Here is a 21,620-nt window from a genome sequence, read left to right as displayed (position 1 = left end):
CCGCCGAGGGGCACGTAAACGCCCCTAAATCGCCGTTTAGGGGCACTTACGTGCCCCTCGGCGGCGAAACGGGGGTAAGTGTGGGGCATGCCAAGCACTCAGGAACGCCTGCCCGATAATCCCGCGGGCTGGGCCACCAACCCCGGAGCGCTCGTGTACGGCCTCGACCTCTCGCGGTTCGCGGACAGCGACGGCGACGGGTTCGGCGACCTCCGCGGCGCGATGGACCACCTCGACCACGTGGCCTCCCTCGGCGTCACGTGGATCTGGCTGCTGCCGTTCTACCCGAGCGAGCGGCGGGACAACGGCTACGACGTGGACGATCACCTGGCCGTCGACCCGCGGTTCGGCGACCTCGACGACCTCCGCACGTTCCTCGCCCGCGCGCACGACCACGGGATCCGCGTGCTGATCGACGCCGTGCCGCACCACACCTCCGACCATCACCCGTGGTTCCTCGCGGCGAGGGAGGACACCGACGGCCGCGCGGGGAAGTTCTTCGTCTGGAGCGACGACGACTCGACCGAGCCGGGGGACCATCCGATGTTCCCCGGCGAGGAGGAGAGCGTCTGGACCTTCGACGAGCGTGCCGGACGCTACTACCATCACCAGTTCTATTCGTTCCAGCCCGACGTCAACGCGACCGACCCTGACGTCTTCGAGGAGATCGTCCAGCTGCTGACGTTCTGGCTCGGTGTCGGTGTGGACGGCTTCCGGATCGACGCTGCCCTGCTGCTCGTGCAGGGCAAAGGCAGGCCGGACACGGATGTGGACGACGCCGCCTTCTTCGACCGGCTACGGGCGCGGCTGCGGGAGATCCGCCCGGATGTCGCTCTCATCGCCGAGGCGAGCGAGCCCCCGGAAGCGATGGCGGCGCTGATCGAGAACGACCGGTTCGACGCGGTCATCGACTTCAGCCTCAACAACGCCACGTTCCTCGCCCTCGCCCGCGGGCGGGCGGAGCCGATCGCGGACGCCCTGAGCCGCCTCGACCGCAGCATCCCGGGTGAGTCCCGGCTCAACTTCGTCCGCAACGCCGACGAGCTCGATCTGTCGCTGCTGAGCGACGAGGAACGTCAGGAGGTGTTCGACGTGTTCGCCGTGGGAGACGACTCCGTGATCTACGGCCGCGGCATCCGGCGCGGCTGGGCGCCGATACTCCAGCCCGCCCAGCGTGTGCGGATGACGCTGAGCCTCCTCCACGCGCTCCCGGGCGTCCCGCTGCTGCAGGCCGGGCAGGAGCTCGGCCAGGGCGACGACCTGACGGTCCGGGGCCGGGGCGCCGCGCGCACGACGATGCAGTGGGACGATTCCCCGTGGGGCGGCTTCACGACCGCCGCCGAGTCGCCGCTGACGCTCGGCGCCCAGGTGGACGGCCCGTTCGGCTTCCGGACGGTCAACGCGCGGGCGCAGGACGGCGACGACGCGTCCCTGCTCACGCTCGCCCGCGAGCTGGCCCGGGTGCGGCGCGAGGCGCACGCCGATGCCGCTGGGTGGACGGTGGTGGACGCGGGCGACCCAGCGGTGCTGGCCCTGCGGCGGGACGGCCTCCTCACCCTGCATAATCTCTCGGGCCGGGAGGCGACCGTGGCGGTCGGCGCGGGGCAGCACGCGGCGCTGGCGGACGGCTGGGACGGCAAGACGCTGGCGCCCTACGGGTTCGCCTGGCTGGACTGACCCGGTCGGGGCTTGCTTCAGGCTCCTGGGGCAATCGCCTGGCCCTCGGCCTCGGAGACTCAGGGGTTGCGGTACACGCCGTGGTCGCCGACCCGTCGCCAGCGGCAGTAGAGCACGCCGTCGATCGTGACGAGCTCGAAGGTCGCGCGTCCATCCGGGGACGCGAACGACCAGGTCATCTCGTAGATCCCCGGTGCGCCCCGCATCGACTTCACGCGGAGGGAGGCCGGCCAGCCTCCTGTCGGATTGAGGGCGAAGGCGTCGCAGGCTGGCGCGAAGCCGTTCTTGACGACCTCGCGAAAGGCGCGCTGATGCTCGGGCTTGAGTCTCTTGAAATCGGTGTCGAACGCGGGTGTGGTCTGGAACCTCACGACGTCGACTGACCGGTGGAGCTGTCGGCGAGGGTGTCGAGGGCGGAGAGGAAGTCGTCGGTGGATTCGTGCGACGTCACCGCCCCGGCGGCGATGTAGGCATCGACTTCGCGCTCGCGCTGCTGCCAGCGGTCGGTCCAGAACCATGCCTGCTCCGCCGGGACGGGAATGGTGGGGCGCAGTTCGATGACACCGTCCTCGCGTTCGGTGACCTCCATCTGCGCGCCCTCGGCGTCCAGCCCGAGGCGTCGGCGCAGTTCTGCGGGCAGGGAGACGACTCCTCGTCCCTGCATCGCCACATAGCCGTGATACGTCATGCTTCCATTTTCGCACGAAAGCTGTATTTCGATAAAGCTGTTTTGCGGCATTACCGTAATACGGCCAACCCAGATCCTTACGCCTCCGGTTGACCCCGCTCCGGCCGCGCCCGCTTCAGGTAACTCCGCGACCGCGCCACCTGGTGCTCCAGCGCGTCCACCGTCTGCGACATGCTCGTGATGGCCTGCCCCCTGTACACGTCGATCCCGTCCATCGTCGCGAACACGTCGTCGAACGCGCGCTGCAGCACCTGCGCGTCGACGGCGGAGGTGGTCTGCTCCTTCTGGATCTGCTCCGTCTGGTCGCGCAGCACTTCGCCGGTGCGGCCGATCAGGGCGTTCGTGCTCTGGTGGAGGGCGCCGAGCTGGTCGATGACGAGGCGCTGGTTCTCCAGGGCCTGAGCGACCACGACGGCGGTGCGCAGCGCGGAGACGGTGGTGGTCTTGGCCCGTTCCACACCCTTGATCAGCTCGACGTTGTTCTTCTTGATCACGTCGAGGGCGAGGTAGGCCTGCACGGACACCGCGATCTGGGTGGTGAGGTCCTGGCGGCGCTGGCGGATCGGGAAGAGCGCCTCCTTCTCCAGCGTCGCCGCCCGCACCGGATCGGTCACGCGGAGGTGGTCGGCGCGCTCCACGGTCGCGCGGTCGAGAGCGGCGGCCAGCGTGACGTACTCGTTCAGCCGCTCCGTCGTCTTCCAGAGCGCCGTGCGCTCGTTCTCGATCTCCTCGTTGTCGCGGCGCAGCCACTCCTCGCCGTGGTCGAGGGAGACCACGATCTGGTCGAGCTGCTTCGGCGCCGACTCGAACCGCTCGACGTACTTGCGGAGGCGGCGGCCGCCCGGCATGCGCGCCAGCATCCGGTAGCTCTTGCTGGTGTGCTGCGGATCGAAGTCGCTCACCGTCGCCCGCAGCGACTGGAGGGTGCGCAGGACGCCGTACTGCGGGTCCGTCCGCACCGCCTTGCCGCGCGCCGCCGCCAGCGCGGTGGCCGGGCGGCTCAGGAGCTGCCGGGACGCGTTGCTCGACTCCTGCATCTCCGTGTCGCCGAGGCGGGAGAAGCCGGTGATCTTCCGGCGGAAGGCCTCGCTGCCGGGGTCGGCCGCGGCCAGGTCGCGGATCCACTCGCGCGCCCGGGACTCCAGCTCGGCCTCCCGCTGCGGCGAGACGCTCATCATCCCCATCGCGCGCTCGTCGGGAAGCTCCGGCACCGCCTCTGGCGGCTGCAGCTCGTCTCCCTGACCCGCATCCATGTCGTTCTCCTCCCACCAGGACCGCAACCCCTCCAGGGTAGGCCGCGCACCTGCGTGAAGGGTAAGGTCTGCCGGCAGCCTCCCCGCTCGCAGCCTCCCCGCCCCGGTGGGATACTCGCGGCATGGGCAGCACCACCACCGACCGCGCGTCCTTCTTCGACGGGCTCGCGGCCGAGTTCCTCCAGCACTACACGCGCGGGCCGCAGTTCATCGCGGTGACGGGTGTCGCCGGCGCCGACCTCCGCGCGGCGGCGCACGCGCTCGCCGAGGCCCTGCGCGCATCGGGTCAGGACGCCGAGCGCGCCCACGCGACGGCGGACGTCACGCCCGACAGCCTCCGCAGCGAGGTGGTGACGCCGTTCCGCACCGCGTCGCCGGAGGGCGTCCTCGTCGTCGACGGGCCCGGCCTGCTGGGCGAGACCCTGCGCGGGTTCTGGAACTTCTCGGTCTGGATCGAGCACGACCCGGAGCGCGACGCGGACTGGTCGTTCGTCGCCACCGGACGCAAGGACCCGCTGGGCGCGCCGCGGGAGGTCGCCTCCGTGCTGTTCGACGACGCCGATCCGGAGCGGCCGCGGCGGCTGTTCGCGGACTCCTGCTGAGTCGCTACCGCGGCCGGTCGAAACGCGCCCCGACCGGGTTCGACGGCAGCGCGGTGAGCACGAGCTGCACCACCCAGCCGAACGGGGCGAACGACAGGAAGTACCACGGCCCGGCCAGGTTCGCGTCGTGCAGGCGGCGCCAGACCAGGGCCAGGTGCGGCACCAGGGTCGCGAACACCCACACGATCCACACGGCCAGCAGCACCCAGAAGAGCGGGCCGACGAGGCGCGACGAGCCGGTCATCCGGAGGCTCCCGCTCAGCCGGCCGATCACGACGACGAACGTCCAGTAGACGATCGCCAGGAGCGCGTCGAACAGGAAGAACCACCAGTACTCGCTGCGGCTCGCCCGGCCGGTGAAGTCGGCGTACTTGGTGAAGAACCGCCGGATGGCGTCGCCCATGTTCGCGCCGTAGAGCGGCGTCCAGAGCGGGGCGGGTGGTGGCGGCGTCGACATCGGGTCCTCCTCCCGTGAGGCTACGAGTACAGGATGCGACGGCGCGCCGTCCCGCGCACCAGCGTCCTTCGCTGAGGGACGGCCGCGACACGACTCGCCGCTCAATCGAGCGCCGTGCCCAGTCCGGGGGCCGCCCCGGGTTAGAGTTGGCCGCTGGGGGGACCGCCGCATCGAACGGATCGAGACCCCCGCATGCCACGTCAGGAGCGCGCCGAGCGCAGCCGCGCCAGCATCCTCGAGGCTGCCGCGGACGAGTTCGACCAGCACGGCTACGCCGGAGCCCGGCTCGAGCGGATCGTCGAGCGCACCGGGCTGACCAAGGGCGCGGTGTACTTCCACTTCCGGTCGAAGCTCGACCTGGCGAAGGCCCTGGTCGTGGAGAAGTACGGCAACTGGCCCGCGATCGTGTCCGAGGTCGACGCGAGCGGTCTGCGGGGCGTGGCGGCCGCCGCCGAGCTGACCCGAAGGGTGGGCGCGGTGTTCGCATCGGACGTGCGGGTGCGCGCGGCGATGGCGCTGTCGCAGACCATCCTCCCGCCCGGGCCGGACGCCGACCCCTACGACCACTGGGTGGGCGTCGTCGCCGGCTACCTGGAGCAGGAGCCGTCGCTTCCGCAGGGGCTCACACCCCGCGAGGTCGCCGTGGTGGCGGTCCAGGGCTTCTTCGGCGCGTACATGATCGCGGCGGAACGCGGCCGCCTCGACGAGCTGCCGGCCGACATCGACCGGCTCTGGAGTGCGCTGGGGGCGCTCGCCGCATAAGCACGATCGCCGAGGGGCACGTAGTTGTCACTTCCGGGCGTCGAAAGCGACAACCACGTGCCCTTCGATGGAGGGTGGGCGCCGCTCAGAGCGCGGTGAGCTCCTCGCGCACGAAGCGTGCGAACTGCTCCGCCGCCGCGGGCTGCGAGCGGGTGCGGTTGCGGGCGATCCCGATGACCCGCTCCGCCTCGTCCGCGAGCGGGACGGCCACGATCCCCGGCTCCGCGGGCGTGTCCGGGATGAGGGCGACGCCGACGCCATCGCGCACGAGCGCGCGCAGGGTCGACAGCTCGGTGACCTCGATCACCGGCGACAGCACCTCGCCGTGCGCGGCGAAGTAGGCGTCCGCGATCGTCCGCAGTCCCGACCCCGGGCGCAGCGCGACCAGCTCGGCCTCCGTCAGGTCTGCGAAGGAGGCCGCACTGCGCGCGGCGAGGGGATGCCCCTCCGGCACGCCGAGCACCAGCCGCTCCGCGGTCAGCCGCACCCACTCGATGTCGGGGTCGCGCGGGTCGGGGCTGAGGAAGGCCAGGTCGGCCGAGCCCTCGCGCAGCGCGTCGAGCACGGTGTCCGCGGTCCCGCCGCGCAGGGCGAAGCGGATGTCGGGGAACAGGCTGCGGTACTCGCTGACCACGCGCGGAAGCAGCCAGCTCCCGAACGACGAGACGTAGGCGAGGGAGACGATCCCGGCCGCCGGGTCGCGAAGGGCGTCGATGCGGGCGCGCGCGGTGTCGAGCTCCGCCTCCGCGCGTGACGCGTGGGCCAGCAGGATCTCGCCGTACTGGTTGAGCTCCAGGTGGCCGCGGCGGCGGTCGAACAGCTCGACGCCGGCCTCGGCCTCCAGGCGGGCGAGGGAGCGCGAGAGGGTCGACTGCGAGACCCCGAGCGTCTCGGCGGCCAGGGCCAGATGGCCCTCCGCCGCCAGCGCCCGGAAGTGGGCGATCTCGTCGATCCGCATGCACACCATCATGGCCCACCCGCACGGTGCGCGCCGGGAGGCGGCAGCGCGAGGGCCGGACCCCCGCGAACGGGGGAGTGCTCAAATGAGCGGTCTACCCCTGTACGAGTTCTCTGTACGTTCACTCACAAGACAGTGCGCGGTTCTCCGCCATCCCTAAGGTTGCCGCGGACTCGCACGAGATCCCCCTTCCGATCGAGGAGAGAAATGTCAACCAGACTGCGCACTTTGTGGCGCGCCGCCACCGCTGTGGCCGTCGGAGCAGGCCTCGCCGCCGGCTCCCTCGTCGCGACACCGGCGTTCGCCAGTACGGACGGCACCGGTGTCGTCATCAACGAGGCGTACCTGTCCGGCGGCAGCGCCGGAGCGGCCTACGCCAACAAGTTCGTCGAGCTCTACAACCCGGGCGACCAGCCCGTCGCGCTGACCGGCTGGAGCGTGCAGTACCGCTCCGCGACCAGCACTGGTGCGGCGAACGGCGTCGTCGCGCTGAGCGGCACGATCGCCGCCAAGGGCTACTACCTGGTCGCCGGAGCCTCCAACGGCACCGCAGGCGCCGCCCTGCCGGCCCCCGACGCCGCGAGCAACGGACTGAACCCGTCCGGCGCCTCCGGCACCCTCATCCTCGCCAAGTCGGCCACCGCGCTGACCCTCCCGGCGGGCTCCGTCACGGGCAACGCCAACGTGGCCGACCTGATCGGCTACGGCTCGTCGAACACCTTCGAAGGTTCGAAGGCTGCGGCAGCCCCGAGCGGCAACACGGATGTGAAGTCTCTCACCCGGACGTCCTTCAAGGACACCGACGACAACGCCGCGGACATCTCGCTGAGCGCGACGATCACCCCGCAGAACACCGCGTCGGCCACCGATCCGGGCAACCCGGGCGACGGTGGAGGCACCGACCCGGGCACCGGGACCGACCCCGGTCCGCCCGGCACGGTCTCCATCGCCGACATCCAGGGCACCGGTGACACCAGCCCGAAGGTGGGCCAGACGGTCAGCACGGTCGGCGTCGTCACCGCGGCCTACCCGACCGGAGGCTTCAACGGCTTCTACCTGCAGACCCCGGGCACGGGAGGTGCGATCGACCTCGCGACGCACACCGCGTCCGACGCCGTCTTCGTCTTCGGCTCGTCGTTCGCCTCGGCTGTCGCCGTCGGCGACTATGTGAAGGTCACCGGCGCGGTCACCGAGTTCAACGGCCTCACCGAGGTCAACGCCACCAAGGTCGACACGCTCGACAAGAGCACCGTCACTGCGCCCACCCCCGCGACCGTCGCCCTCCCGACCACCGACGCGCAGCGCGAGAGCCTGGAGGGGATGCTGATCGCACCCCAGGGCGCCTTCACCGTCACCGACGTGTACTCGGCCAACCAGTACGGCGAGATCGGCCTCGCGGCCGGCGACAAGCCGCTGATCCAGGCGACAGAGACCGCCCGTCCCGGCACCCCGGCCTACGCCGCGGCGGTCGCAGACAACAAGTCCCGCTCCGTCACCCTCGACGACGGCGCCTCGACCAACTTCCTCAGCGCGGCGAACAAGTCCAAGCCGCTGCCGTACCTGTCGCTGACCAGCCCGGTCCGCGTCGGCGCGCCGGTCACGTTCACCACGCCGGTCATCCTCGACTACCGCAACGACGCCTGGAAGTTCCAGCCCACCGCCGAGCTCACCCCGGCGAACGCGGCCACCGTCCAGCCCGTCACCTTCGGCAACACCCGCACCGCGGCCCGGGCCAACGTGGGAGGCGACCTGCGCCTGGCGACGTTCAACGTGCTGAACTACTTCCCGACCACCGGCGACCAACTCCCCGGCTGCACGTTCTACACCGACCGCGACGGCAACAAGATCACAGTCAACTCCGGCTGCGACGCCCGCGGCGCCGCCGACGCGACCAGCCTCAAGCGCCAGCAGGACAAGATCGTCGCCGCGATCAACGCCCTCACCGCCGACGTCGTCTCCCTGGAGGAGATCGAGAACTCGGCGCGCTTCGGCCTGAACCGTGACGACGCGCTGAAGACCCTGGTCTCCGCGCTCAACGCCGCGGCGGGCAGCGACGTCTGGGCGTTCGTGCCCTCGCCGTCGAAGCTCCCGGCCTCCGAGGACGTCATCCGCACGGCGTTCATCTACAAGAAGGCCGTGGCGGCCCCGGTCGGCGCGTCGACGATCCTCGACGACGCGGCGTTCTCGAACGCCCGCCAGCCGCTCGCCCAGGCCTTCAAGAAGGTCGGGGGCGCCGACTCGTCGGCGTTCATCGCTATCGTCAACCACTTCAAGTCGAAGGGCTCCGGAACCGGCGCCGACGCCGACCAGGGCGACGGGCAGGGCGCATCCAACGCCTCCCGCGTCAAGCAGGCCACCGCCCTCGTCGCGTTCGCGAGCGAGCGCAAGGCCACGCTGGGCTCCGACAAGGTGCTCCTGATCGGTGACTTCAACGCCTACCTCAACGAGGACCCGATCAAGGTCCTCACCGACGCCGGCTACATCGACCAGGTCAGCACCCGCACCTCGAAGGCGACCTACTCCTTCGGCGGCACGGTCGGCTCCCTCGACCACGTGCTCGCCTCGCCGGCCGCCAACGCGGCCATCACCGGCGCGGACGTCTGGAACATCAACTCCGTGGAGTCGGTGGCCCTGGAGTACAGCCGCTACAACTACAACGCCACCAATTTCTACGAGGCCGGCCCGTACCGCTCCAGCGACCACGACCCGGTCGTCATCGGCCTGGGCCTGAAGGCCGCGCCGGTGACGCTCAACCTGCTGAACATCAACGACTTCCACGGTCGGATCGACAGCAACACGGTGAAGTTCGCCGGCACCGTCGAGAAGCTGCGCGCCGAGGGCGGCGAGGGCAACACCCTCTTCCTCTCCGCGGGCGACAACATCGGCGCCTCCCTGTTCGCCTCGGCCTCGGCCGGCGACGTCCCGACGCTCGACGTGCTGAACGCGCTCGACCTGAAGACGAGCGCCGTGGGCAACCACGAGTTCGACAAGGGCTTCGCCGACCTCGCCGGTCGCGTGAAGGACGCCGCGAAGTTCGGCTACCTCGGCGCGAACGTCTACCAGAAGGGCACGAAGACCCCGGCGCTGCCGGAGTACGCCACCTTCACGGTGAACGGGCTGAAGGTCGCCGTCATCGGCGCCGTCACGCAGGAGACCCCGACCCTGGTCTCGCCCGGCGGCGTCTCGACACTCGACTTCGGCGACCCGGTGGAGGCCGTGAACCGCGTGGCGGCACAGCTCACCGACGGCGACCCGGCCAACGGCGAGGCCGACGTGATCGTGGCCGAGTACCACGAGGGCGCCGGCTTCGGCACGCCCGACGGCGCGACGCTCGACCAGGAGGTCGCGGCCGGCGGTGCGTTCGCGGACATCGTCACCAAGACCAGCGCGAAGGTCTCCGCGATCTTCACCGGCCACACCCACAAGCAGTACGCGTGGGAGGGCCCGGTCCCCGGCGTCGCTGGCGCGACCCGTCCGATCGTCCAGACCGGCAGCTACGGCGAGAACATCGGCCAGATCACGCTGACCGTGGACGGCGACAGCAAGCAGGTCACCGGCCACACCGACCGCAACGTGGCGCGCACCGCGGACAGCGACGCGAGCCTCGTCACCGCCTACCCGCGGGTCGCGAAGGTGAAGACGATCGTCGACAAGGCGCTCGCCGACGCGGCGGTCATCGGCAACCAGAAGGTCGGCTCCGTCACCTCCGACATCACCACGGCGTACCTCGGCGGCGCCCGCGACGACCGGATGAGCGAGTCGACCCTGGGCAACCTCGTGGCCGACTCGCTGCTGTCGACCCTGTCGCCCGCCCAGCTCGGCGGCGCCGAGATCGGCGTGGTGAACCCGGGCGGCCTCCGTGCCGAACTGCTGTACGGCGCCGACGGATCGGTCACCTACGCACAGGCCAACGCCGTGCTGCCGTTCGTGAACAACCTGTGGACGACCTCCCTCACCGGAGCGCAGTTCAAACAGGCGCTCGAGCAGCAGTGGCAGCGGAACGCCGACGGCACCGTGCCGAGCCGGCCGTTCCTCAACCTGGGCCTGTCGAAGAACGTGACGTACACGTACGACGCCACCCGGCCGGAGGGCGACCGCATCACGAGCATCCTCGTGAACGGCTCGGCCATCGACCCGGCGAAGTCGTACCGGATCGGCACGTTCTCGTTCCTCGCGCAGGGCGGTGACAACTTCCGGGCGTTCGCGGCCGGAACCGACACGCGCGACTCGGGTCTCATCGACCGCGACGCCTGGATCGGCTACATCTCAGCGCACAGCCCGCTGTCGCCGAGCTTCGCCCGCCGCGGCGTGTCCGTCACGGACGTGCCGACGACGACGCTGACGCGCGGCCAGCAGGTGAGCTTCGGAGTGCAGAAGCTGAACCTGACCAGCCTGGGCAGCCCGGCGAACACCTCGCTCGAACTGAGCTGGGGAGGCTCAGCGGTCATCGGCAGCGTGCCGGTGGACGCCTCGGGCAACGCGGCCGTGAGCTTCACGGTCCCGGCCTCGGCCGCCGGCGCGAGCACCCTGGTGCTCACCGCCAAGGAGTCCGGCACGACCGTGCGCATCCCGCTCACGGTGGAGGCCGCTCCGACCGACGGCAAGCCGACGACCGACCCGAAGGCGGCGCCTGCGTCCGCGCTGACCAAGGCCCTCCAGGGCAAGGTCGGCTTCAAGGACAAGGCCTACCACGCTGGCGACCCGATCGACCTCACCGTCGGCACGAAGTACGCCGGTCAGTGGGTCTCGGTCTGGATCTCCGGCAAGCCCGTCGGCGACGGCTGGATCCGGGTGCCGGCGGACGGAGTCCTGCACTTGACGGTGCCGAACCCGCTCGCCAAGGGCGACTACACCCTGTCGGCGCAGGACAGCGCCGGCGCGGTGATCGGCTGGAACGACCTGAAGATGTCCAACGGCAAGGCCGTGGGGCACCAGCAGTAGGTTCCTGACGAACGACGACCGCCGGGCGTGCACGCTGCGCCCGGCGGTCGCTCGTCTCCGCTCTTCGCCATGTAAATAATCATTGACACCGTGTCCGCATCGCTTTACACTTGCCATGTACAGAATTTTTGACATGGAGGTGCGCAGTGTCCTACGACGAGAAGAGCGCGTGGGCGTACCTGGTCGTCGCCGTCCTGGGCTACGCCGTCTACCTGATCCTGCTGGCGGTGAACGGGCCCGGCGACTACGTGCCGTTGCTGATCTGGACCGTGGTCGGCTCCATCGTGGCCAACATCCTGTCCCGCTTCGCCATCTCCTTCTCGAACCCGCGGGAGGCCGACAAGCGCGACCAGCGCGACCGCGAGGTCAAAGTCTTCGGCGAGCGGGTCGGCCAGGCGTTCGTCATCATCGGCGCCCTGGCCGCGCTCGTGCTGGCGCTGTTCGAGGCGCCGTGGTTCTGGATCGCGAACGCCGTCTACGCCGCCTTCGTACTGTCCGCAGTGGTCGGCTCGATCGCCACGCTGGTCGCCTACCGCAAGGGGCTGCCGGCATGGTGAAGCCCACCCGCGTGACCAATAGCATCCGAGCCCTGCGCTTCGGCGCGGGGGAGATGACCCAGGCCGACCTCGCGGATCGCGTCGGCGTCACCCGCCAGACCATCATCGCCATCGAGCAGGGGCGGTACTCGCCGTCCCTGGAGATGGCCTTCCAGCTCGCGCGGGTGTTCGGGGTCCCGCTCGACGACGTGTTCCAGTACCCCGAGGAGTGAGGGGAATCATGAGCACTACGATGCGCGCCGTCGTCCAGGACGCCTACGGCACCACCGCTGCACTGCGCGTGGAGGAGGTCCCCGTCCCGTCGATCGGCCCGGCCGACGTGCTGGTGCGCGTCGAGGCGGCCGGCATCGACGCGGGCACCTGGCACCTCACCACCGGCCGCCCCTACCTGATGCGGCTGATGGGCTTCGGGATGCGCCGGCCGTCGTCGCGCGTGCGCGGCGCCGCCTTCGCAGGCGTGGTGGAGGCCGTCGGATCCGAGGTCGACGACCTCCAGGTCGGCGACGCGGTGTTCGGCTCGGCCGCCGGCGCACTCGCCGAGCGGGTGCGCGCCCCGCGGGTCGCGGTTGTCCCGATCCCTGCGGGCCTGGGCCTCACGGAGGCCGCTGCGGTCCCGATCTCAGCGGTGACGGCGCTGCAGGCGCTGGCCGCGGCTGGCGTGGAGGCGGGCGACCGGGTGCTGCTGCTGGGCGCGGCCGGCGGCGTCGGCCACTTCGCGGTGCAGCTTGCTGTCGCACGCGGCGCCGAGGTGACGGGAGTGTGCAGCGGTCCGAAGACCGCGCTCGTGCGCGAGCTGGGCGCCGCGGACGCGATCGACTACACGACGACCGACCCGCTCGGCCTCGGCCGGATCTGGGACGCGATCATCGACACCGCAGGCAACCGTTCACTGCGGGCGCTGCGGGCGAGCCTCGCCCCCGCGGGTGCGCTCGTACTCGTCGGCGGGGAGGGTGGAGGCAGCATCCTCGGCGGCACGGAGCGCATCGCGGCGGCCGGCCTGAGGAACGCGACCTCCCGCCAGCGCCTGGTCGGCCTGATGGCGCGCGAACGCCAGGAGGACCTCCTCGAGCTCGCCCGCCTCTACAGCGAGGGCGCCTTCCACCCGGTCATCGACACGGTGTATCCGCTGGAGCGGACGGGCGAGGCGATCGACCACCTCGGCGCCGGGCGGGCGCGCGGCAAGGTCGTGGTGCTGCCGTAGCCAGCAGATTCGGCACGAATCGCGGCTCTGCCGCGCCGATTCACGACATTCGGCACGAAAGGCCACGGGCCAGGGCGCGCCGGTTCGTCACACCTGGAAGTACAACTCCGTGTGCAGCTTGCACCCCGGGTTGAACCCCGCCCCGCACTCCGGGCACGAGTCGGCCTCCAGATAGTCCGCGATCGTCAGCGTCGCCGTGCACACCCCGCACAGCACCGCGCGCTCGCCGCGTTCGGCGACCGGCCACTGCTGCGCCGGATGGCCGGCGGTCTCCGCGTGGCAGACGTGGCACGGGTAGAACTCGCCGCAGCACGCGAACCGGATCGCGATCACGTCGAGCGGTGTCCGGTAGTGGATGCAGCGCGTCTGGTCGTCCACCGTGGGGCCGAGCACGCGCGGGCCGCCGCTCATCGCACTCCTCGCGCCGTCAACGCGTCGCCCAGCTCGTCCGCGTGCTTGAACGCCATCACCAGGAACGGCACCGCGAACGCCCGCAGCCCGGCCCTGGCGCCCCGCGCGCGCTGAGCGTCCCGGACGTCCCGCGCCAGCCCCGCGAGCACCGGGACGGTGCTGAGCGTCACCGTCAGCAGCAGCGCCGTCCGCGCCGGGTCGATCCGCAGCGCCGCGAGCGGTCGGAGGCCGCGCTCGACGGCGTCCAGGAGGTCGGCGACCCGCGTCGTCAGCACCAGCAGTGCGGCGAGCACGACCGCGGACGCCACGCGCGCGGTGTTCGCGACCGCGGGCTCCGGACCGAGGAAGAGGAGCTGGCCGGCGAGGGTGATCACGATCACCCAGCGTACGGCGAGCACCTGACGGGCGAGGTCGCGCATCCCGGACGCCCCGTCGCCGAGGCGCGCGAGGGCGTACGCGACCACCGGCAGCGCCGCGGCCACCGCCGCCGCGACCCAGGTGGAGGGCAGCAGCGACACCGCGAGCACCGCCGCGAGCACCAGCAGCAGCTTGGGGCCGGCCGGCATCCGGTGCAGCGGTCCCGTCCCCGGCCGGTAGAGCGTCAGCACGGAAGGCTCCCCTCGGCGAGCAGGTGCTCGTACGCCGCCACCACATCCCCCGGCGAGCCGATCGTGGCCACCGTGCCGCCGGCGAAGAGCACCGCCGTGTCGCAGCGGGCGGCCAGCGCCAGGTCGTGGGTGACCAGGACGAGCCGGTGCCCGGCGTCCTCCAGCAGATGGTCGGAGACGCGGCGGGCGTTGCGGGCGTCCAGGTAGGCGGTCGGCTCGTCCGCGATCACGAGCTCCGGCCGCCGCACGAACGCACCGCACAGTGCGAGGAGCTGCTTCTGGCCGCCCGACAGGTCGTGGGAGGGCCGGTCCGCCAGCTCGGTCAGCCCGAAGCGGTCGAGGGCGTCGGCGACACGCGCCGCCGTCGCCTCCCGCCCGAGCCGGTCGGCGCGGAGCGAGAACGCGACGTCTTCCGCGACGGTCGGCATGATGATCTGCGCGTCCGGGTTGCTGAAGACGACCGCGATGCGCCGCCGCAGCTCGGCGGCCTGCCGGGCGGGGTCGAGGCCGAGGATGCGCAGCCCGCCGGCGGAGGCAGGGACCAGCCCGCCCAGGAGGCGCGCGAAGGTGGACTTCCCCGACCCATTCTCGCCGATCACCGCGATGGTGCGGGCGTCGAGGTCGAGGGTGACGTCGTGGAGGACGTCGACGTCGCCGAGGCGGACCCCGATGCCGTCGAGTTGGAGGGCGCTCATCGCACCACCTCGAACACGGCAGCCACACCCAGCCCACCGCCGACGGACGCGGCGGCGACCCCGAGCGTCCCCGCCGGCGCCCCGCCGCGCACGAGCCGGCTGAACAGCCGCACGACGGCCACCGCCCCGCTCGCGCCCCACGGGTGGCCGAGGGCCAGCGCGCCGCCGTCGGCGCAGACCCGGGGGTCGTCCTCCGCGACGCCGACGCGCTCCAGGACCGCGATGCTCTGGGAGGCGAACGCCTCCACGAGCTCGAACGCCGCGACCTCCCGCGAGGTGACGCCCGCACGCGCGAGCGCGGTGAGGATCGCCGGCGCCGCACCGATCCCGGGCAGTGCGGGGTCGCAGCCGACGACCGCGCCGGTCAGCACCGCGAGCCCGGGGGCTGCGCCGGCCGGGGCCACGACGACCGCTGCGGCGCCGTCGCCGATCCGGGTCGAGGTCCCGGCCGTGAGCACGCCGCCGGGGAACAGCGCGGGCAGCCGGGTGAGCAGCCGCTCGGCCCCGCCGATCGCGTCGTCCTGGTCGAGCCCCGCCAGCGGCACCAGCTCGTCCGCGAACCGCCCGCCCGCCAGCGCGGCGCGGGCCCGTTCGTGGCTGCGCGCAGCGTGCGCGTCGAGCCGCGACCGCGGGATGCCGTCGTGCGCGGCCAGGTCCTCCGCGGCCCGGACCATGTCGGGATCGGGGAAGCCGTCCGGCGCGAACGGCGCCCGGTCGTAGGCGACCCCGTCGACCGAGCGGACGGGCGCGGTGGAGGCGCTCTCCACGCCCCCGGCGAGCCGCGGCCTCCGGTCGCCCGCCCGGATCGCGGCGGCCGCGTCGAGGATCGCGGCCAGCCCGCTCCCGCACTGCCGGTCGACGGTGCCGCCCGGGATCGCGGGGTCCAGCCCGGCGGCGAGGGCCGCCACGCGCGCCAGGTTGCCGCCGGGGCCCATGCAGTTGCCGAGCAGGACGTCGGCGACCTCGACCGGCGCGCCCGTCGCTCTCGCTGCATCGGACAGGGCGGCGCGGAGGACCGGGGCGGCCAGCTCCTCCACGCGCAGGCGCGCGAGGGCGCGGCCGCGGGTGCCGATGGGGGTGCGGCGGGCGGCGACGATCACAGGAGCATCACCGTTCAATCGGCCGCACCTCCCCCTCCAGCACGCGCCGCACGGCCTCCGCACGCGCGGGCTTCCCCGCGGCGGTCCGCGGCAGCTCAGCAGCGTACCAGCGGCGTGGACGATGGGCAGGCGCGAGGCGCTCGGCAGCAGCCGCTCGCAGCGTGGCCAGCGACGGGAGGGTGCCGTCCGGCTCCACGAGCGCGGCGACGAGCGCGCCGACGCGGCCGGTCGGGAGGCCGAACACCACCGCGTCGCGCACGCCGGGCACCGAGCGCAGCGCGGCCTCGACCTCGTCCGGCACGATCGTGGCGGACGCGCTGAGGATCGCGCCGTCCGCGCGGCCCAGCAGGCGGATGCGCTCGCCGCCGTCCTCCGCGCGGACCAGCTCTGCACGGTCGCCGACCGTCGCCCAGGCGCCGTCGCGGCGCAGCGGGCCGGGCGCACCGGCGTAGCCGCGGGCCACGTACGGTGAGCGCACCCACAGCTCGCCGTCGCGCACGCGCAGCTCGACTCCCGGGAACGGCATCAGCCCGTCGCCGTGGTCGACGGCCACGAAGGACAGCTCCGCCGCTCCGTAGTAGGCGGTCACGCGCATCCCCTCCGCCTCGGCTCGCGCCCGCAGCGCCGGGTCGAGGTGGGAGCCGCCGACCAGCGCGGACCGGATTCCGGACGCAGCGTCCGACTCCAGCAGCCGGCGCAACGCCTCGGGGGTGCCGTGGAAGCAGTCGGCGGCGGCGCCGTCGAGCACGGCCCGCGGGCCGCCGTCGAGCGCGTGCGCGAGCGAGAACAGCGTCAGTGACGATGACGCGGGCGCCGGGAGGGCGACCGCCCGGCCGCCGTTCAGCAGCTCGGCCACCGCCGCGAACGACGACGCCCACGACGCGTGGCTGCGCAGGACGATCCGCGGCGGCCCGCTGCTGCCGGAGGTCAGCGTCGCCCAGGCGATCGGGCCGGACCCGTCCGGGCACTCCAGGTCGGCGTGCGACGCCGCGTCGACGGCCGCGGCCAGGTGCGATGCCGGACGTCGGCCGTCGACCACGAGCGGGACGTCGCCGGCCGACCGCGCCTCCCGGAGCAGCTCCAGGAGGGCGGGGTCGTCGTCGCGCAGCGGGACGATCCGGCTCATGCGGCGGGAGCGTCGTCCCGACGACGAGCCGGAGCCCAGGTGCGCCGGAACGCACGCGGGTACGCGCGCACCAGCGTCGCCACGATCGCGGTCGCGAGCACCGCCTTGATGAGGTCGCCCGGCACGAAGCCGAGGCTGAGGAGCGCGGTCTGGCCGAGCGGCAGCCGCAGGACGAAGGCCTGCACGGGGATGCCGAACGCGTACACCACGCCGATGCCGCCCACCACGACGCCGACGAACGTGCGCCAGACGACGGGCTTGCGGTTGCCAGCGTGGACGATGAGGCCGATGACGGCGGCGCCGACGATCCAGCCGACAAGGTAACCGGCCGAGGGCCCGACGAACACGCCGATGCCGCCGCGTCCGCCGGCCAGGAGGGGGAGCCCTGCGGCGACGAGGGCGAGCAGCACGGTCATCGACAGCGCGCCGAGCCACGGCCCGAGCAGGGCGCCGGCGAGCATGACGCCGAGTGTCTGCGCGGTGATCGGCACCGCGCCGAACACGGTGAAGCCGCCCGGGAGGCCGAGAACGGCGACGATCGCGGCGACGACGGCGACGCGCGCGATGTCGGTCGCGTCGAGGCCGCGGCGGGCGGGGCGGGCTGCCGCGGGCCGGGAGGCCGCGCTCTCTGCGGTCGCGGGACCGGCGTGGGTGGTGCGGGGGGAGTCGGTCATCGGTCTTCCTTCACCTGAACACTGTTCACCTGAACAGCGTTCACTATAGTGAAACCGTGACGGGAAACGAAAGCGCACGCAGGCACAGCCGCGACGACGTGGCCGAGACGGCCCTCCGCATCCTCGACGACTACGGCCTCCCCGACCTCACCATGCGCCGCCTCGCCGCCGCGCTCGACGTGCAGCCCAGCGCGCTCTACTGGCACTTCCCGAACAAGCAGACCCTCCTGGCCGAGCTCGCCGACCGCATCGTCGGACGCGCCGCCGTCATCCCGCCCGCCGCGACCGTGCCCGACGCGTCCTGGCCAGAACGGGTGCGCGCCGAGTCCGCCGCACTCCGCGACGCCCTGCTCGCCTACCGCGACGGCGCGGAGGTCGTCGCCAGCACCGCCGCGCTCGGCCTGGGCGCCGCCCCGGCCCAGCGACGGCTGGAGGCCGCCGTCCGCTCGGGGGGCTTCGACGCCGAGACCGCCGGCCGCGCCGGCACAGCGCTCCTGCACTTCGTACTCGGTCACGTCTCCCACGAGCAGCAGCGGATGCAGTTCGACAGCATCGGCGTGCTCGCGACGGGGGAGGCGGCCGACCCGCTCGACGAGGGGGACTCCGCCGCCGCCTTCGCGTTCGGCGTGGGACTCCTCGTCGGGGGCCTCCAGCGCCTCGCGACCGACAGCAGCGCGCCGGAAACCGCCGGAACCGCAGGGGCTAGTCGCTCCCGAACGTGACCTTCCAGCCGCCGACCACGGTGGTCGCCAGGTTGAACAATGCCGCGAAGATCGCCCCGAGCGAGGACACGACGATGACCTCCAGCAGCGACACCACGAGGGTGAACATCATCACGTTGCCGAAGGTCAGCCCGGCGACGAGGGAGGCGCCCTGCGCGCCAGCGATGCTCTCCAGGAACGTCGTCATCGAGCCGACCAGCCCGACCTTGTCGAGCACCGACCAGCCGAGCAGCGTGAGCACGACGGTCACGGCCGCCAGCACGACGCTGATCAGGAACGACATCTTCAGCGCGGACCAGAAGTCGATGTAGACGAGGCGCATCGTTGCGCGCTTCTTCTGCTTCGTCCGTGCCGACATCGGCGACCTCCCCGGTGCTGCTGCTCTCGAACCGCTCGCGCGGCTCCCCCTCGGGCGAGTCTAACCGACACGCCTGCGGGAACCCGGAACGACCGGGCGTCGAAACAAACCGATCGACCGGTTATGCATGTAATATGGGCGTGCGGGGGCGAACGCCCGACCGACGTACAGCTCGCAACGGCGACCACTGGGGGGATGTCGGTCGGGCGGTTCCCGGAGGGGTGCTTCACCCCGCCGCGAGCTCGCTCCGCGGGTCACTCCACGACGAGGTCGGGCAGCGATCGCAGCGCGTCGAGCCGTCCGTCCGCCACGATCCCCGGCAGCAGCACGATCCACAGCTCCCGGATGCGTTGCAGGAGGTCCGCGCGCCCGGTCAGCGTCGCGGACACGAGCTGTACCCCCGTGAACGCGGGCGACAGCAGGTGCGCGAACATCCCGGGGTCCACGCGCTCCGAGACGTCGCCCTCGGCGATCGCCGTCCGCGTCAGCTCCTCGATCGAGCGGAACCAGTCCTCGTACGGCTCGACGATGGCCTGATCGGCCGTCCCGACGTCAGTGGTCAGCCGGATGCCGGCCTGCACCACCGGGTCCGCCAGGAGCTGCCGCCCGAGGCTCCGGCAGAGCAGCACGAGCGACTCCAGCGCGGGCCGCCCCTCCGCCAGGATCGCGGTGGAGGCCTCCATCGTGCGCCGGTGCTGCTCGGCGATCACCGCGAGAGCCAGCTCGTCCTTGGACGCGAAGTGGAAGTACAGCGCGCCCTTCGTGAGCCCGGCCGTCTTCGCGATGTCCGAGATGGAGGCCAGCCCGTAGCCGCGCGCGCCGAACACCTCGGCCGCACCCCGGAGGATGGCGTCGCGGGTGGCGAGGGCGCGAGACTGCGTGACCATGACCTCAACACAGTAATGCGGCGCGGCTATGGGATTGATGCATGAATCGGGTCGCCGCGGGACCAGACGGGACACTCGCCCGCGGAGTAGCGTGAGCGTATCCGCAGCCGGATCACCCGTCGCACCGCGCCGACCGAGGAGGACGCCGCATGACCACCGTCGCCGACACCATCGTCGAGATCATCCGGGACGCGGGCGTCACGCGCGTCTACGGCATCCCCGGCGACTCGCTCAACGGCTTCACCGACGCGCTGCGCCGCGCAGGCGACGTCGCCTGGGAGCACGTGCGGCACGAGGAGGCCGCGGCGTTCGCGGCGGCGGCGGAGGCGGCGCTCACCGGCGAACTGGCCGTCTGCGCCGGAAGCTGCGGCCCCGGCAACCTCCACCTCATCAACGGCCTCTTCGACGCCAACCGCAGCCGGGTCCCCGTGCTCGCGATCGCCGCGCAGATCCCGGGGCCGGAGATCGGCAGCACCTACTTCCAGGAGACGCACCCGCAGGAGCTGTTCCGGGAGGCCGCGGTCTACTCCGAGCTCGTGAGCATGCCCGAGCAGCTTCCGCGGGTGCTGGAGATCGCGATGCGCACGGCGATCGAGCGCCGCGGCGTCGCCGTGGTCGTCATCCCCGGCGAGATCTTCCTCGCGGACAGCGTCGGCCGCAAGCCGTCGGCGCCGATCCGGTACTCGCCGCGCGTGACCCGGCCCACCGACGGCGAGCTGAGGGCCGCGGCCGACATCCTGAACGCGGCCAAGAAGGTCACCATCCTCGCGGGCGCCGGCGTCGAGGGCGCGCACCCGCAGCTCATCGACATCGCCGGAGCGCTGCGGGCCCCGGTGGTGCACGCCATGCGCGGCAAGGAGTTCGTCGAGTACGACAACCCGTACGACGTCGGGATGACCGGCCTGCTCGGGTTCTCCTCCGGTTACCGGGCGATGGAGTCCTGCGACGCGTTGCTCATGCTGGGCACGGACTTCCCGTACCAGCAGTTCTATCCGTCCAAGGCGAAGATCATCCAGGTCGACATCCGCGGCGAGAACCTCGGCAGACGCACGCCGATCGACCTCGGCCTCGTCGGCAGCGTCAAGGACACGGTGGAGGCGCTCCTCCCGCTGCTCGCGGATCGCAAGGACACCAAGCACCTCGACGCGTCCCGCTCGCACTACCTGAAGGCGCGCAAGAGCCTGGACGAGCTGGCCGTCAACGACCGCAACCGCACGCCCATCCACCCGCAGTACGTCGCGCGGCTGATCAGCGAGCTCTCCAGCGAGGACGCCGTGTACATCCCGGACGTCGGCTCGCCCGTGGTCTGGGCGGCCCGCTACCTGCGGATGAACGGCTCACGCCGGCTGATCGGCTCGTTCAACCACGGCAGCATGGCCAACGCCCTGTCGCAGTCGATCGGCGCGCAGGTGGCGTTCCCCGGGCGGCAGGTGATCGCACTGGCGGGCGACGGCGGTCTGGCGATGCTGATGGGCGAGCTGCTGACCCTGGTGCAGATGAAGCTGCCGGTCAAGATCGTCGTCTTCAACAACTCCTCGCTGAACTTCGTGGAGGTCGAGATGAAGGCCGCGGGCTTCGTCAACTACGGGACGGGCCTGGAGAACCCGGACTTCGCCCGCGTCGCGCAGGCGATCGGCATCCACGGCCAGCGGGTCGAGAGGCCGGACGAGCTGGAGAGCGCTCTCCGCACGGCGCTCGCCCACGACGGCCCCGCCCTGGTGGACGTCGTGACCGCTCGCCAGGAGCTCAGCATCCCGCCCGCGATCACGGCCGAGCAGGTGAAGGGCTTCACCCTCTACGCGCTGCGCACGATCATGTCCGGCCGCGGCGACGAACTCATCGACCTGGCCGACACCAACGTCTTCCGCCGCCTCTTCGACTGACCGCCGCAATCTCTCCCGGAGTTATGTACGCGACACGCCGTGCGCGGGCGTGCACAACTC

The 21,620-nt window shown here is 72.0% G+C and carries 22 protein-coding genes; 9 read left to right on the top strand and 13 right to left on the bottom strand.

Annotated elements, in window-relative coordinates:
• Positions 1-87 precede the first annotated feature (87 nt).
• A complete protein-coding gene (locus ACFQ9V_RS13080) occupies positions 88-1,677 on the top strand; it encodes an alpha-amylase family glycosyl hydrolase (RefSeq protein WP_382459567.1) in 1,590 nt (529 codons plus the stop codon).
• 59 nt (positions 1,678-1,736) lie between these two features.
• Here the strand turns inward: ACFQ9V_RS13080 and ACFQ9V_RS13075 are convergent, their stop codons facing one another.
• The 3 genes from ACFQ9V_RS13075 to ACFQ9V_RS13065 all read right to left on the bottom strand — a co-directional run bounded on the left by ACFQ9V_RS13075 (position 1,737) and on the right by ACFQ9V_RS13065 (position 3,618).
• A complete protein-coding gene (locus tag ACFQ9V_RS13075; protein ID WP_382459566.1) occupies positions 1,737-2,048 on the bottom strand; it encodes a hypothetical protein in 312 nt (103 codons plus the stop codon).
• On the bottom strand, positions 2,045-2,365 hold the full coding sequence (locus ACFQ9V_RS13070) for an AbrB/MazE/SpoVT family DNA-binding domain-containing protein (RefSeq protein ID WP_382459565.1): 321 nt from the start codon (positions 2,363-2,365) through the stop codon (positions 2,045-2,047). The genes ACFQ9V_RS13075 and ACFQ9V_RS13070 overlap by 4 nt, the downstream gene beginning before the upstream one ends.
• A gap of 77 nt (positions 2,366-2,442) precedes the next feature.
• Positions 2,443-3,618, bottom strand: coding sequence for a toxic anion resistance protein (locus ACFQ9V_RS13065; protein ID WP_382459564.1), 1,176 nt, complete (start codon positions 3,616-3,618; stop codon positions 2,443-2,445).
• A 122-nt stretch (positions 3,619-3,740) separates the two neighbouring features.
• On the opposite strand from ACFQ9V_RS13065, the gene ACFQ9V_RS13060 reads away from it, so the two are divergent.
• Positions 3,741-4,220, top strand: coding sequence for a hypothetical protein (locus ACFQ9V_RS13060; protein WP_382459563.1), 480 nt, complete (start codon positions 3,741-3,743; stop codon positions 4,218-4,220).
• A gap of 4 nt (positions 4,221-4,224) precedes the next feature.
• On the opposite strand, the gene ACFQ9V_RS13055 is transcribed toward ACFQ9V_RS13060, so the two are convergent.
• A complete protein-coding gene (locus tag ACFQ9V_RS13055; RefSeq protein WP_382459562.1) occupies positions 4,225-4,677 on the bottom strand; it encodes a DUF805 domain-containing protein in 453 nt (150 codons plus the stop codon).
• Positions 4,678-4,869: 192 nt separating this feature from the next.
• Here ACFQ9V_RS13055 and ACFQ9V_RS13050 point away from each other — a divergent pair, with 192 nt between their 5' ends.
• A complete protein-coding gene (locus tag ACFQ9V_RS13050) occupies positions 4,870-5,439 on the top strand; it encodes a TetR family transcriptional regulator (RefSeq protein WP_382459561.1) in 570 nt (189 codons plus the stop codon).
• A gap of 85 nt (positions 5,440-5,524) precedes the next feature.
• Here the strand turns inward: ACFQ9V_RS13050 and ACFQ9V_RS13045 are convergent, their stop codons facing one another.
• Complete coding sequence (locus tag ACFQ9V_RS13045; RefSeq protein ID WP_382459560.1) at positions 5,525-6,397, bottom strand: LysR substrate-binding domain-containing protein; 873 nt, start codon at positions 6,395-6,397, stop codon at positions 5,525-5,527.
• A 207-nt stretch (positions 6,398-6,604) separates the two neighbouring features.
• Here ACFQ9V_RS13045 and ACFQ9V_RS13040 point away from each other — a divergent pair, with 207 nt between their 5' ends.
• The 4 genes from ACFQ9V_RS13040 to ACFQ9V_RS13025 all read left to right on the top strand — a co-directional run bounded on the left by ACFQ9V_RS13040 (position 6,605) and on the right by ACFQ9V_RS13025 (position 13,096).
• Positions 6,605-11,338 carry an ExeM/NucH family extracellular endonuclease gene (locus ACFQ9V_RS13040; protein WP_382459559.1) on the top strand — a complete coding sequence of 1,578 codons (4,734 nt, stop codon included), beginning with the start codon at positions 6,605-6,607 and terminating at the stop codon, positions 11,336-11,338.
• Between the two features lie 146 nt (positions 11,339-11,484).
• Positions 11,485-11,895: a hypothetical protein gene (locus ACFQ9V_RS13035; RefSeq protein WP_382459558.1), complete on the top strand. Its 411-nt coding sequence runs from the start codon at positions 11,485-11,487 to the stop codon at positions 11,893-11,895.
• Entirely contained in the window at positions 11,889-12,107 is a 219-nt protein-coding gene (locus ACFQ9V_RS13030) for a helix-turn-helix transcriptional regulator (protein WP_382459557.1), read from the top strand. The genes ACFQ9V_RS13035 and ACFQ9V_RS13030 overlap by 7 nt, the downstream gene beginning before the upstream one ends.
• A gap of 8 nt (positions 12,108-12,115) precedes the next feature.
• Positions 12,116-13,096: an NAD(P)-dependent alcohol dehydrogenase gene (locus ACFQ9V_RS13025; protein WP_382459556.1), complete on the top strand. Its 981-nt coding sequence runs from the start codon at positions 12,116-12,118 to the stop codon at positions 13,094-13,096.
• 87 nt (positions 13,097-13,183) lie between these two features.
• On the opposite strand, the gene ACFQ9V_RS13020 is transcribed toward ACFQ9V_RS13025, so the two are convergent.
• From ACFQ9V_RS13020 to ACFQ9V_RS12995, 6 genes are read right to left on the bottom strand one after another with little or no spacing between them, the layout of a single operon-like run.
• Entirely contained in the window at positions 13,184-13,507 is a 324-nt protein-coding gene (locus ACFQ9V_RS13020) for a CHY zinc finger protein (RefSeq protein WP_382459555.1), read from the bottom strand.
• On the bottom strand, positions 13,504-14,115 hold the full coding sequence (locus ACFQ9V_RS13015; protein WP_382459554.1) for an energy-coupling factor transporter transmembrane component T: 612 nt from the start codon (positions 14,113-14,115) through the stop codon (positions 13,504-13,506). The genes ACFQ9V_RS13020 and ACFQ9V_RS13015 overlap by 4 nt, the downstream gene beginning before the upstream one ends.
• Positions 14,109-14,810 (bottom strand): energy-coupling factor ABC transporter ATP-binding protein, encoded by a 702-nt coding sequence (locus ACFQ9V_RS13010; RefSeq protein ID WP_382459553.1) that lies wholly within the window; start codon positions 14,808-14,810, stop codon positions 14,109-14,111. Before ACFQ9V_RS13010 ends, ACFQ9V_RS13015 begins: the two co-directional genes overlap by 7 nt.
• Complete coding sequence (locus ACFQ9V_RS13005) at positions 14,807-15,928, bottom strand: thiolase family protein (RefSeq protein ID WP_382459552.1); 1,122 nt, start codon at positions 15,926-15,928, stop codon at positions 14,807-14,809. Before ACFQ9V_RS13005 ends, ACFQ9V_RS13010 begins: the two co-directional genes overlap by 4 nt.
• Entirely contained in the window at positions 15,918-17,036 is a 1,119-nt protein-coding gene (locus tag ACFQ9V_RS13000; RefSeq protein WP_382459551.1) for an AMP-binding protein, read from the bottom strand. Before ACFQ9V_RS13000 ends, ACFQ9V_RS13005 begins: the two co-directional genes overlap by 11 nt.
• On the bottom strand, positions 17,033-17,710 hold the full coding sequence (locus ACFQ9V_RS12995; protein ID WP_382459550.1) for a biotin transporter BioY: 678 nt from the start codon (positions 17,708-17,710) through the stop codon (positions 17,033-17,035). Before ACFQ9V_RS12995 ends, ACFQ9V_RS13000 begins: the two co-directional genes overlap by 4 nt.
• A gap of 56 nt (positions 17,711-17,766) precedes the next feature.
• Here ACFQ9V_RS12995 and ACFQ9V_RS12990 point away from each other — a divergent pair, with 56 nt between their 5' ends.
• Positions 17,767-18,432: a TetR/AcrR family transcriptional regulator C-terminal domain-containing protein gene (locus tag ACFQ9V_RS12990; protein WP_382459549.1), complete on the top strand. Its 666-nt coding sequence runs from the start codon at positions 17,767-17,769 to the stop codon at positions 18,430-18,432.
• Here ACFQ9V_RS12990 and ACFQ9V_RS12985 read toward each other — a convergent pair.
• Both ACFQ9V_RS12985 and ACFQ9V_RS12980 read right to left on the bottom strand, forming a co-directional pair.
• Positions 18,413-18,790 (bottom strand): DUF3566 domain-containing protein, encoded by a 378-nt coding sequence (locus ACFQ9V_RS12985; RefSeq protein WP_370054655.1) that lies wholly within the window; start codon positions 18,788-18,790, stop codon positions 18,413-18,415. The genes ACFQ9V_RS12990 and ACFQ9V_RS12985 overlap by 20 nt on opposite strands.
• 254 nt (positions 18,791-19,044) lie before the next feature.
• Entirely contained in the window at positions 19,045-19,677 is a 633-nt protein-coding gene (locus tag ACFQ9V_RS12980) for a ScbR family autoregulator-binding transcription factor (protein WP_382459548.1), read from the bottom strand.
• Between the two features lie 149 nt (positions 19,678-19,826).
• Here ACFQ9V_RS12980 and poxB point away from each other — a divergent pair, with 149 nt between their 5' ends.
• Entirely contained in the window at positions 19,827-21,560 is a 1,734-nt protein-coding gene (gene poxB, locus ACFQ9V_RS12975; protein ID WP_382459547.1) for a ubiquinone-dependent pyruvate dehydrogenase, read from the top strand.
• Positions 21,561-21,620 lie beyond the last annotated feature (60 nt).

The sequence above is a fragment of the Leifsonia sp. NPDC056665 genome (assembly GCF_042791795.1).
Lineage (GTDB): Bacteria > Actinomycetota > Actinomycetes > Actinomycetales > Microbacteriaceae > Leifsonia.
Note: the sequence above shows the minus strand (reverse complement) of the source record. Positions and strands in the feature narration are given on the sequence as shown.